The 12,016-nt window shown below is 49.3% G+C and carries 10 protein-coding genes; 6 read left to right on the top strand and 4 right to left on the bottom strand.

Annotation, left to right across the window (positions count from 1 at the left end; all coding sequences use genetic code 11):
* Window positions 1–174: 174 nt before the first annotated feature.
* Window positions 175–1,461 (bottom strand): 4-aminobutyrate--2-oxoglutarate transaminase, encoded by a 1,287-nt coding sequence (gabT, locus tag BFC18_RS19620; protein ID WP_070127330.1) that lies wholly within the window; start codon window positions 1,459–1,461, stop codon window positions 175–177.
* A 4-nt stretch (window positions 1,462–1,465) separates the two neighbouring features.
* Entirely contained in the window at window positions 1,466–2,908 is a 1,443-nt protein-coding gene (locus tag BFC18_RS19615; RefSeq protein ID WP_070127329.1) for an NAD-dependent succinate-semialdehyde dehydrogenase, read from the bottom strand.
* Window positions 2,909–3,005: 97 nt separating this feature from the next.
* On the opposite strand from BFC18_RS19615, the gene BFC18_RS19610 reads away from it, so the two are divergent.
* The 3 genes from BFC18_RS19610 (at window position 3,006) to BFC18_RS19600 (ending at window position 4,923) form a co-directional block, all read left to right on the top strand.
* Complete coding sequence (locus tag BFC18_RS19610; protein WP_070127327.1) at window positions 3,006–3,956, top strand: LysR family transcriptional regulator; 951 nt, start codon at window positions 3,006–3,008, stop codon at window positions 3,954–3,956.
* Window positions 3,957–4,117: 161 nt separating this feature from the next.
* The gene (locus tag BFC18_RS19605; RefSeq protein WP_070127326.1) at window positions 4,118–4,447 is read left to right on the top strand and encodes a type II toxin-antitoxin system PrlF family antitoxin; all 330 of its coding nucleotides are present in this window, start codon (window positions 4,118–4,120) and stop codon (window positions 4,445–4,447) included.
* 47 nt (window positions 4,448–4,494) lie between these two features.
* Window positions 4,495–4,923 carry a type II toxin-antitoxin system YhaV family toxin gene (locus tag BFC18_RS19600; protein WP_070127572.1) on the top strand — a complete coding sequence of 143 codons (429 nt, stop codon included), beginning with the start codon at window positions 4,495–4,497 and terminating at the stop codon, window positions 4,921–4,923.
* On the opposite strand, the gene BFC18_RS19595 is transcribed toward BFC18_RS19600, so the two are convergent.
* Window positions 4,903–5,724 carry a response regulator transcription factor gene (locus BFC18_RS19595; protein WP_070127325.1) on the bottom strand — a complete coding sequence of 274 codons (822 nt, stop codon included), beginning with the start codon at window positions 5,722–5,724 and terminating at the stop codon, window positions 4,903–4,905. The genes BFC18_RS19600 and BFC18_RS19595 overlap by 21 nt on opposite strands.
* Entirely contained in the window at window positions 5,724–6,629 is a 906-nt protein-coding gene (locus BFC18_RS19590) for a LysR substrate-binding domain-containing protein (protein ID WP_070127323.1), read from the bottom strand. Before BFC18_RS19590 ends, BFC18_RS19595 begins: the two co-directional genes overlap by 1 nt.
* A gap of 320 nt (window positions 6,630–6,949) precedes the next feature.
* Here BFC18_RS19590 and BFC18_RS19585 point away from each other — a divergent pair, with 320 nt between their 5' ends.
* From BFC18_RS19585 to BFC18_RS19575, 3 genes are all read left to right on the top strand, one after another.
* Complete coding sequence (locus tag BFC18_RS19585) at window positions 6,950–9,325, top strand: TonB-dependent receptor (RefSeq protein ID WP_070127322.1); 2,376 nt, start codon at window positions 6,950–6,952, stop codon at window positions 9,323–9,325.
* Window positions 9,326–9,404: 79 nt separating this feature from the next.
* The gene (locus tag BFC18_RS19580; RefSeq protein WP_070127321.1) at window positions 9,405–11,015 is read left to right on the top strand and encodes a tetratricopeptide repeat-containing sulfotransferase family protein; all 1,611 of its coding nucleotides are present in this window, start codon (window positions 9,405–9,407) and stop codon (window positions 11,013–11,015) included.
* Entirely contained in the window at window positions 11,009–11,866 is an 858-nt protein-coding gene (locus BFC18_RS19575) for a hypothetical protein (protein WP_070127319.1), read from the top strand. Before BFC18_RS19580 ends, BFC18_RS19575 begins: the two co-directional genes overlap by 7 nt.
* The last annotated feature ends 150 nt before the right edge of the window (window positions 11,867–12,016 follow it).

The following is a 12,016-nucleotide window of genomic DNA, read 5'->3' as shown; positions in this document are numbered from 1 at the left end:
GCGATGTGGTAAAAGGTGTACTAATACCGAACATTAGAAACCAATTATTACTCTGCAATTGTAAAGTCACTACTGAACTGAAATCCGGTTTACAATTTTTCAAAACAACAAAAAATGCCGGCAGCAGTGCTGACCGGCATTCACATCGGATAGTCTTTTTGAGAGTAACGTCTGTTACTTCGCTGCTGCCTTACGGAATAGTTCGCAGAACGCGTTCAGACCTTCAGCCAAGGTGGCATCGTCAATGGTCAGTGGCGGCAGGAAACGGATAACGTTGCCGTAGAATCCACAAGCCAGCAAGATGAGGCCGTGTTCCATGGCGCCTGCGATAATGGCTTTGGTGAGATCGACGTTGGGCTTGTCAGCATCGCCGTCTTCAACCAGTTCTATGGCCATCATGGCACCTTTACCGCGAATGTCGCCAACCAGTTGTGGGAATTCCGCTTCCAGTTTGCCTAAGGTTTCACGGAACTGGCTTTCGATGAACTGGGCTCGTTCAATCAGATTTTCTTCTTCGATAACTTCCAGCACGGCCAGCGCCGCCGCAGTGGCCAGTGGAGAACCACCGTAGGTACCACCTAATCCACCAACCGGTGATGCATCCATGATGTGCTGTTTACCGACCACGGCAGACAGTGGTACACCACCGGCGATGCCTTTTGCCATGGTGATAAGGTCTGGTTCGATACCGGCGTATTCGGTGCAGAACATTTTTCCGGTACGGGCAAAGCCAGACTGGATTTCATCACAAATCATCACGATACCGTGTTCGTCACACAGTTCACGCAGGGCTTTTAAGAATGCCGGAGAGGCTTCGTAGAAACCACCTTCACCCTGAATAGGCTCAATGATCAGCGCTGCCACGTCGCTGGGCACGATATCTACTTTGAAAAGATTTTTAATCGCTTTCAGTGAATCCTGCTCGCTCACACCGTGCATTGGAATAGGAAATGGCACATGATAAATTTCGCCCGGGAACGGACCGAATTTATCTTTGTACGGGGTAACCTTGCCGGTAAGTCCCATTGTCAGATTGGTACGACCATGGAAGCCACCGTTAAACGCAATCACTCCACGACGACCGGTATAAGCACGGGCGATTTTGATCGTGTTCTCAACGGCTTCCGCCCCGGTGGTGATAAATGCTAATTTTTTCGGTGAATCGCCAGGCGCTGCCGCATTTAATTTTTCTGCCAGTAAAACGGCAGACTCGTAGGGGTTCACCATTACGCAGGTATGACTAAACTTTTCCATTTGTTCAGTTACCGCTTTCACCAACTTAGGGTGGGCGTGACCGGTGTTACACACGGCAATACCGGCACCGAAATCGATAAAGCGGTTACCTTCCACATCCCACAATTCCGCATTTTTTGCGCGTTCGATGTAAGCGGGATAAAGGGTACCCTGGCCATTGGCAATGGCGGCATTTCTTCTAGCGTGCAGCTCAGCATTCACTGACATGATTTTAAATTCCTCCTAAGCACCGGTACTGAATAAATGAGTAGTCATCCAGCCCGTATTTTGAACCTTCGCGGCCGTAGCCCGATTCCTTCACACCGCCAAATGGCGCGGCAGGGTTGGAAATAGCACCTTCGTTGATGCCAACCATGCCGAATTGCAATGCGTCGGAGAATCGATGGATACGACTAATATTTTGTGAATAGAAATAGCTGGCCAAACCAAATGGGGTGTCATTTGCCAGCTTTGCGGCTTCGTCATCGGTCTTAAATGTCATAATGGTGACTACCGGACCAAATATTTCTTCGTTGACGATGTCCATGTTGGTGCTGACATTATCCAGCAGCGTGGGTGGATAAAAGCTACCTGCTTTCCACTCTCCACCCACTTTCAGAGTCGCGCCCTGTTCAATGGCCGATGTCACCAGGCGGTGTACATTTTCTGCTGCGCCTTCTTTAATCAATGGACCAATCGTTATGCCTTCATCCATGCCGTTGCCGACTTTCAGGTCGGCCATTTTTGCCAGCAGCTTGTCGACAAACGCGTCTTTCACATCTTCATGAACGATAAATCGGTTCGCACACACGCAGGTTTGTCCGGCGTTACGGAACTTAGAAGCCATCGCGCCACTAGCTGCCGCATCAAGGTCGGCGTCATCAAAAACGACAAATGGCGCATTACCGCCTAATTCCATACTTACCCGTTTCATGGTGCTGGTACAGTCGGCGGTAAGAATTTTTCCGACTTTGGTAGAACCGGTAAAAGAAAACTTCGCCACATCAGGACTTTGGGTTAATACTTTCCCAAGGGCTTTTGAATTGGTTCCCGCAACAATATTGATGACACCATCTGGAATACCGGCTTCTTTTGCCAATTTGCCTAGCGCCAGTGCCGATAATGGCGTTTCGCTGGCTGGTTTCACCACGAAGGTACAGCCTGCTGCCAATGCGGCGGCGGCTTTACGGGTGATCATCGCGTTCGGAAAGTTCCAGGGCGTGACAGCGCCCACAACACCTACCGGCTGACGGCTTACATAAATGCGCTGACCGGCGCTGTTGGCAGGCAAAATGTCGCCATCCAGTCGGCGGGCCTCTTCAGCAAACCATTCAACGTAGCCCGCGCCGTAGGCGATTTCGCCCTTGGATTCGGCAAGCGGCTTGCCCTGTTCCAGGGTCATTAATTCAGCCAGCTCGTCGCTGCGCTCGGTCATCAGGGTAAACCAGTTGCGCAGTAGTTTGCTGCGCTCGATGGCGGGCATGGCAGACCAACTTTCAAAAGCGGCTTTTGCTGCCTGAACCGCAGTTTGCATTTCTGCTTCACCCGCATCGGCGATGTCGGCAAGCTTCTCGCCGGTGGCTTTGTCATACACGGCAAAGGTGTTGTCTCCGCTAAGCCATTGACCATCTACAAATGAGCCAGATTGAAACAGTGCAGAAATTTGTTCTTTCATATCATCACCTGATTATTTTTCATGATTCTATTGAAGCAGCAGATTTAAAGAAGTTAAATACCAAACATTAAACCTAAAGTTTGAAAATATTAAACTTATGAAAATTGCTGGGCGTGTTATCACTGAGTACGACATAAAACTGTTAAACGTTTTTAAATCGGTTGTGGAAAACGGTGGTTTTGCTGCTGCAGAAGATGAACTCGGGCTCGCACGCTCGACTATCAGCATTCATATGAATAACCTCGAAACCCGGTTACGCCTGACATTGTGCCAGCGCGGAAGAGGGGGGTTCGTGCTTACACCTGATGGTCGTCAGGTGTATCAGGCGTCACTGACTTTATTTGATGCTTTGAGTGATTTTTCTAATTCGGTATCCCAACTCAGTCAGCAGGTGAGCGGTAGTCTGGTGATCCTGCATTCGGATATTCTGGACCAGACCCGCAGTCGGTTATTGGCCGATATTGTGGCGCAAATCAGTGAGCGCGCACCAGAACTTAAGCTTACCGTTGACGGCGATCGCATAGAAAATATCGAACGGGCACTGATGAAAGACAAGGCCCATGTGGGACTGTTTCCCGATTATCGTCGCATGGCCGGTTTACGATACAAGCCGGCTTTTGATGAAAAGATATTTCTGTGTTGCAGTCAGCACCACCCATTATTCACTGCCGATGAGAAGGAGATTACTGATGAAATCTTACTAGATCATCAGGCGGTGGTACCCGGCGTGGAAATCAGTCAGGCGGGTAGGGCGCAGGTTAAAAAGCTCACACCCGGCGCCACGGCCTATCAGTTCGATTCCCGTAAAGCATTGATTGCTTCAGGGCGTTACATCGGCTATTTACCGCACAGTCATATTGAAGATGATATACAGGAGGGTAGGTTCAAAGTGCTATCTGCCAGTCGCTATGTGTATCACTTCTCGCAATCGGTGGTGCACAAAGAAGTACCCGCAGAGCCCAAGAAGATAAAGCTGTTTTTGGAATTACTCGAACAGTGTGTGAAGGATTATCCGGAGATTAGGGATAAGAGTGCGGGTGAGGAATGAGTTTCAAATCTGAAAATATCTGTTCTTAGGGACAGTCGGAATACGTTCGATTGGACGGTAAGCTGAAAGCATAACTTTAAGGTAATGCAATTGCATTACCTTTGGCCGCAGGCTATTATTTGCTCAGTCAAAATTGCAGAAGCAAAGCTAACAGGTGAACAATGAGCAAGCTATCAATTGAGTCTCAATCAACTATGACTGATCGTTACCAGACCACAGTGCCAACACCTGTCAGAAAGGCACTTAACCTGACAAAAAGAGACAAAATTAAATACACGATCCTTGGCGATGGCAATGTCATGATTTCGAAAGTCGAAAACCATAGCGACGATCCTGTACTGGATAAGTTCTTGTCTTTTCTGGAAAATGACATGGTGAATCGTCCAGAGCACCTGGTCCCGTTAAGTGAGAATCTGCAAAAGCAGGCTCTGACGTTGACTGATGGTATACCGGTCGATTTAGATTCTGTACTGCATGAAGAGGACGATTGAACTTGGCCGAGCCTTCCATCTGCAACGTGAATGGATGGACGCTGTGTATGCATCCACTATTTGAAGAACAATACCGATCACTGATTACTGAAGTTACCCGCCTCAAGCAAATAAATCCTGACGAATATCAAAACAAACATGCAACGAAGCGGCTTGCGGCGATTAATAGATTGATTTACAACATCATTCCATCTAACCCAGCGAACCCCGAGTTTAGGCAGAGTAAAACCCTGGGTGAAAAAAATAAGCACTGGTTTAGGGCTAAGTTTTTTCAGCAGTATCGACTGTTTTTTCGTTATCACCGTCGCGCTCGAATTATTGTCTACGCCTGGGTTAACGACGAAAAAAGTAAACGTGCTTATGAGAGCAAAAGCGATGCTTATCGAGTTTTTGCTCACATGCTGCCTTCCGGAAATCCGCCGGACGATTGGGATGCCCTGCTAGAAGCCTCTAATTCACTCCGACAACGCCGTTAACTGGCTAAGAAACAGCGAAAACAGTTCAGAGTTAGAGCGTAGGTTAAGTTTGGCGTAAACCTTGGCGCGGTGCACCCGCTCAGTGCCCGGTGAAATATTCAGTTTGTCGGCGGCGGCTTGCGAGGAATAGCCGGAAATGATCAAGCGGGCAATGTCCCGTTCTCTGTCAGTAAGAATGTTCTCGCCAAAGCCGTTTAACACTTCTTTCACGCGCTGGGTAACGTGCATTGATAACGACCGGGAATCAGGTGGAACCTGCTCGCCATTCAGTCGCCAATGTTTGTTCACTAATTCCAACACCAGTGTTTCCAGTTCATAGAGATTCGCAATGTCGTTTTCACTGAATGGCGGATTGGGATGATGTCGACCTAAGCCTAACTGGATATGTAAGCCTGGAATGGGTGAACAGAACACGTAAGCCAGATCTTCAATCTGACTAGCCTGATAATAAGATTTGTATAAATCGGATTCGCGGAAGTCATCGGGCATGAGTTCTGGCCACAAGTACACGCCCGCCGGAAAATTTTCCAATACTCCACGGTACGACGGGCTGGCAATGTAGGTACCATCCATGAAGCGGGCGAAAAAAATATCCCGCTCACGTTCGGTCAATACTGCAAATAGCAGCACCGGTGGCTGATTCTCTGAATAGGCGATCACCGATACGCTATCTACGGGAATAAATCGGCACAGCCAGTCATTTAATGCAGACCAGAAAGCGGTGGTGCCCAACTCACGGATAACGGCAGGCAAGTGGCGATGCAATTCCTGTGGGGCTAATGCAGTAGGCAACGGGTTCATTAACGATCGTCTTTGTGGGTTAATAACCATTTACGAAATTGACGAATGGCGTAGTCTTCCTTGCGTTCTTCCGGGTACAGCAGATAGAAGGATTCTTCCGGCTCGAAGGTCTCGTAACAAGCCAGAATAAGTTCACCGGAAGCCAGGCTATCTTTCACCAAATATTCAGGAAACACAGATACCCCGAGGTGACTTTTCACTGCTTGCAGTAAATACATAAAATATTCGAAGCTTTGCCCACCCATTTGCGAAATTTCCTGGTCGGTGAGACCTGCCTTTTTTAGCCATTCATGGCTGGTGGAGGGCGTACTACTTTGGTGAATAAAATTGAATTGGGTTACATCCCGCATGGTTCTCGCAGGCTGACGACCTTTCATGTAGCGTGGCGTACTTACTGCCAGGTACGTATCTTTCCGATAGGGTTCTGAGGCATAAGGCGGCCATTCACCATGCCCCCATAAAATCGCAAAATCACATTTGCGGGTATTTCGGGTAACCGTTTCATAGTCTGTACCCAGTGTAATTTCGATATCTGGATAGTTCAGGTAAAACTCGGTGAGGCGGGGCATCAGCCAGGCAATGGCAAACGTTGGCTCGGTAACCACTTTTAACTCAACCGCTTTTTTCGATACGTTGTTCAAAGAGATTTTCTGAGTAGCTGCATCCAGGTGTTTCAGGATCTTATGCACTTCTTCGGCGTATTGTTCGCCCACCGGCGTCAGGCTGAGCTGGTTATCCTGACGATAAAAGAGTGGTCTGCCAACGAAAGCTTCGAGGTTTTTTATCTGCCTGCTCACCGCACTTTGGGTAAGGTGCAATGTGTCGCCTGCATAGGTCATATTCAGGTGCCTTGCCACTTCATCAAAGCACTGCAAAGAAGTAATGCTGGGGAGTTTTCTTGCCATCGAGACAACACCTTGTCTTCTTTTAAAACTGCACCGTCGCGAGGGGAATAGGGCAGTTCGATACCTGTTTGATGGCCGATAGCATATCACGAAGTTTTACTCGCTCATTGCTTTTTGCAGGCTGAGCGCGCTTCACCTGTTGTAGTCAACACACCCTGAAAGCCCATGACGCGTCAATATGACAGGGGTATTACATTTTGGAATGGCAGCAAAACTTTTCATCGTTTGATGGTGAAAATCAGCGGCCCTAGTATGAATTTCATAAGAGCAATAAATAAAAAAATGAATTTATAAACTTAAGAGTGTAATGGGAAACAACAATGTTGAAGTTGAGTAAAGTGAATGTCGCCATCGGTTGTGCCTTGCTAGGATTACCTTTGTGTTCTCTGGCCCAGACAGCTGCAGATGAAGTACAACCGGAAGCAAAAGAAAAAAGTAACCTGGAAGTGATCAGCGTCACGGCAACCCGTCGTGAAACGACTATTCAGGAAGTACCGTACAGCATCTCTGCCTACGGCGGTGAATCGCTGGAAGAAAACGGCATCACAGACTTCTCCACCCTCGCTCGCAACATTCCGGGCCTGACATTAAACGATGTAGGTCGTGGCAAGAACGGTATCTCTAACGGTATTTTCATCCGCGGTATCAACGCTAACGCGTCAGGTTTTGAAAACTTCGGTTCTAAAACTGACCCTGCAGTCTCGGTATACCTGGGTGAAACGCCCATGTCAGCTAACCTGGAAATCCGCGATATTAATCGTGTGGAAGTGCTTCGCGGCCCGCAGTCTACACTGTACGGTTCAGGCTCGCTGAGTGGTACCTTACGCTACATTCCAAACAAGCCTGAATTTGACGAATTTAGCGGCAAAGTCAGCGGCAAGGTGGCACAAAACGCAGAATCAGACAGTACTGATTTCGACGGCGATATTGTACTGAACGTGCCACTGTCTGACGAATTTGCAGTACGCGGTGTGTTCGCCAAAATTCATGAAGCCGGCTACATCGACGCTGACTACTTGGAAGGCCTCGATGAAAACCGCCAGCCTACCGGCGAAGTGTACTCGCGTGATGATATCAACGAAGTTGACGTGACCATGGCGCGAGTCGCTGCACGCTGGGCGCCATCAGCCGAGACCGACGTTACATTAACGTACGCCTATCAGAAAGACGAAGTAAAAGGGTCTACAGCCGCGTCAGAAGGTTTAGGCGGTTACAACACCGGCGAGAAAATGATTGGTGAGTTTGAGCGTGAAGTAGATATCACATCACTGGTCATTGAACACGAATTGGGCGACGCCATGCTCACATCGGCGACGTCGTTTACGTCTAATGAAGCAAACAACATGCACGACCAAAGCTATGGCTATTCATATCAAGGCTTTTGGCAGTTCTATGCCGGTATTCCCCGAGAAGTGGTGCAGGGTGTAAAGCAATATAAAACCGATACTTTCACCCAGGAAGTGCGTTTGGCTGGTTCCACTGACACCATCGATTGGCTAGTTGGCGGGTATTACGCCGACCAGGATTACGATGAAACCGCCGATGACTTCATTTTTGGTGTGGATACCTTCTACGCCATGGTAAACCCCATCGCCTCAGATCTTGGTTACCGTAATGTGCAAGCCACCGAATTTGAAGATCGGGCGATATTTGGAGAGTTAACCTATCACATATCAGAAGATTGGCAGGTGACCGGTGGCTTACGTTATTTCGACCAAACGTTTTGGGCATTCCAATCAGTACAATTACCTCCCTGCGGCATTTATTGTGGTGAAGGCCCAACCGGCTACAGTTCCGGTGAAGGTGAGCGTGACTTCGATGATGTGCTATATCGCCTGAATACGTCTTACGATTTGAATTTAGATACCAAAGTGTATTTCAACATCGCCCAGGGTTTCCGCCATGGTGGTGCAAACGGTGCGCCGGTTGATGATCTCTCTACAGACACCGTAGAAGGCGGCGTTTACGCTGAACACCCGGATTACCTGTACTTCGATCCGGACAAAACGACCAACTACGAAATCGGTGCCAAGGGCATGTTGTTAGATGGCCAGGTAAATTACTCGGTGGCGCTTTTCTACATCGATTGGGAAAACCCGATTTTGAACTTCAAAACCCCGAATGGCGGTTTCCCGGTGATGTTCAATGCGGACGAGGCTGAGTCGAAAGGTTTCGAGATGGAAATTAATGCCGCGTTAACCGATTCGCTGAAACTGAATTTCGGCTGGAGTTATACCCAGGCAGAGTTGACCAAAGACTTTTACCGTCCGAATGTGGCTGATGGCGTGGAGTCAGAATTGCTGGTGGCAAGTGCCGGTGAAACCATGCCGGGCGTGCCTGAAAATACCTTCACTGCCAGTCTGGTTCACAGTACCGAAGTGTTCGATGGCATAGCAATGGTGAGTCGTTTAGGCGTGTCGTACAAAGGGTCATTCATCACCGGGTATGACGAGCAAACCATTGATACCATCGACAGTTCCACTCTGCTTAATGCCGCCATCGCCTTCAGTAAAGACGACTGGACGCTGCGCGTTTACGCCGACAACCTGACCAACGCCGATGACATGACAAGCAGTGGTAATGACGAACTGTACTCCAGTCCGAAATATGGTTTGCAGTATGCCGATCAGCTAGCTGATCCAGCTTACCGCGTGCGCCCGCGTACCATTGGTATTTCAGCTAGTTATTCTTTCTGATTCAATAAAGAGCACGGCTGACCGGTTGCGGTCAGCCAGCTCTCTCATTTTGTTAAGTTGAATACAGTCGGAGTAAAACATGAACCAGTCTGAAACCCACGCCAGAATTGAGCAATATATTGCACAGCGTAATTTCGATGCGGCTGCGGCGGACTGTATTCAACTTGTCAAAACCCATGCTGATGATGCCCGCGGCTGGCAGTTGTTGTCTGAAGTCAGTTTGCGTTTGAAGCAAAACCGTATGGCGGTAAATGCGGCGTTGAAAGCCGTGGACCTTGTACCTGAAAACCCCACCTATCTGTTGCATCTGGCAAAGGTGTATGCCGGATTCAGCGCCTGGAATGCCACCCGTAAAGTGCTAAATCGGCTTGATGCTTTGACATCGATCATGACTGTGTCTGACTTAGCCGCTCTGGCACTGCTGTACTTTCAGGGGCTGGATTACGCGAAAGCGGAAAATGTCTACAGGCAACTTCTCAGCGTCGACAGTGACAATGTTGAAGCGAAATATAATCTGGCAGCCATTTTGCGCTATACCGGTAAGCTGGACGAAGCAGCTGCACTATTGCGTGCAGTACTTAACGGCAACCCCGCCAGTGTAGAAGCCTGCAGCGCGCTGGCGCATGTGAAAAAGCACCGGGCTGATGACGACACGCTGGCCCGAATTGACGCATGCCTGAGCACACATTCAAGGGATGCAACGTCAAGCGATATGGTGCTGGCGTCTCTACAATACGCCCGAGGTAAAGTGCTGGAAGAGCAGGGGGATTTTGCTTCTGCCTTTGAAGTATTCAGTCTGGGCGCTGCGGCAAAAAAAGCCCAGCAGACTTTCACCACTGAACACGAAATTGCTCGCATCCGGGCCATGCAGTCGCTGGTTTCAAATAACGCATTTCCCGCGCTGACTCAGTCTGATGAACCCGGCCCGGTATTTATCGTTGGTATGCCGCGCACGGGGACTACCTTGGTTGAGCGTATTCTCACAACCCATTCTGCTGTTACCAGCGGCGGCGAGCTGAACTTTATGCCGATGACGCTACTGGAAGCCAGTGGCAAAAGCTGGTTTGAAGGGCCGGAAGGCGTGACGGCTGAAGCGCTTAAAAAAATATCCGGCGTCAATTTTAACGCCATCGGCGAACGCTATATGGCCCTTAGCCGTGACTTGCTAGCCTGCACCGGAATATTCACCGACAAACTGCCGCTAAATGCGCTGTTTGTGCCGGTTATTTTGGCTGCTATTCCCAACGCCAGGATTATTCAGGTCACCCGTAACACCATGGATACCGCGTTCAGCAATTTCAAAATGCTGTTCACCCGAGGCTACGACTATTCCTATTCGCTGGATGATATTGCCGCCTACATGCCGGCCTATCAGCAGATGATGAATCAATGGCAGCAAACCTACGGCGAGCGCGTGCACACGGTGAATTATGAGACCCTCGTTGCGCAGCCTGAAAACACCGTTCGCAGCATGCTGGATTTCTGCAATCTCAGCTGGGAGCCAGCCTGCCTTGCATTTCATAACCAGGCTGGCGCCACGCAAACCGCCAGCGCCAGTCAAATAAAAGAACCACTGCACAGCCGCTATGTAGGGCAGTGGAAACACTACGAAGACGCGCTTTTATCACTAAAAAAACAACTGGAAAAAGAGGGTGTGACTCCCTTAACTGAAGAGGACATAAAATGGTAGCACTGGATGTATTTCAGTCCATGTGGGCGATGGAATTCAAGCGGCCTGATGGGTTCGAGTGGACCCTTCGGGAAAAGATAGAAAAAATCGCCGGTGCGGGATTCAAAGGCGTGAGTTTTGACCTCGGTTATCACACTGAAGAGGTTGTTGAAGAAGCCATGCCGTTGCTGCAGGAATTTGGCCTCGCCCTTTGCTACAACGCTTTCGTGCAAAGCGTTCCTCATTACGAGGAAATTGTTAGCTTTGTTACCCGCCAGCCTGTACAGCCTCGATTCATTGCCATCGTCGGTCAGATAGAGCCATGGAGCGTTGACGACGTGGCCGCCACTACCAAAGAATGGCTGCGCATTGGTGAGGAAGGTGGGGTGAAAACCCATGTTGAAATTCACCGTAACTGCATGACCAACGATTTGCTTTTTACGCTGCAACTGATGGAGCGGGTGCCTGAGTTGCTGATGGTGGCAGACCTGTCGCACACATTGGTCAACCAAGAATGGTACTTGCCACTTCACGAAAATGCGCATAAGCGTATGTCCCAGTTTCTTACCCGCGCCGAGGCCTTCCATGGCCGTGTTGCTACCCGTGAGCAAGTTCAGGTGCCGATTCTATTCCCCCAACACAAACCTTGGTTTGAATTGTTCCAGAGCTGGTGGCTGGAAGGTTTCGAGCAGTACATCGCACGCCACGGCAAAGACAGCGATGCCCGCTGCGTATTCTTAAGCGAACTCGGTCCGCCTGTTTATGCCATGACTGGCGCCGATGGATACGAGCTCAGCGATCGCTGGGAAGAAGCCCTGCTGTTGAAAGAAACCGCAGAGAGTTTGTGGGATAAGGCCGTTACATCCGCGTGACTTCGCGAAGAATAAACGGACGTTAAATATGTGTGTTGGTATGGATGAACCGATATGGGGCGTGCGCACCATGGGTAGGCAACAGGTGCGCCAAAGAGGTGCGGTTTTGAAACTCAAGCCATGCGAACGCTTCACTCAGCAAAAACCGGT

Origin of the sequence: Alteromonas confluentis (assembly GCF_001757105.1) — a bacterium.
Classification (GTDB): Bacteria; Pseudomonadota; Gammaproteobacteria; order Enterobacterales; family Alteromonadaceae; genus Alteromonas; species Alteromonas confluentis.
Note: the sequence above shows the minus strand (reverse complement) of the source record. Positions and strands in the feature narration are given on the sequence as shown.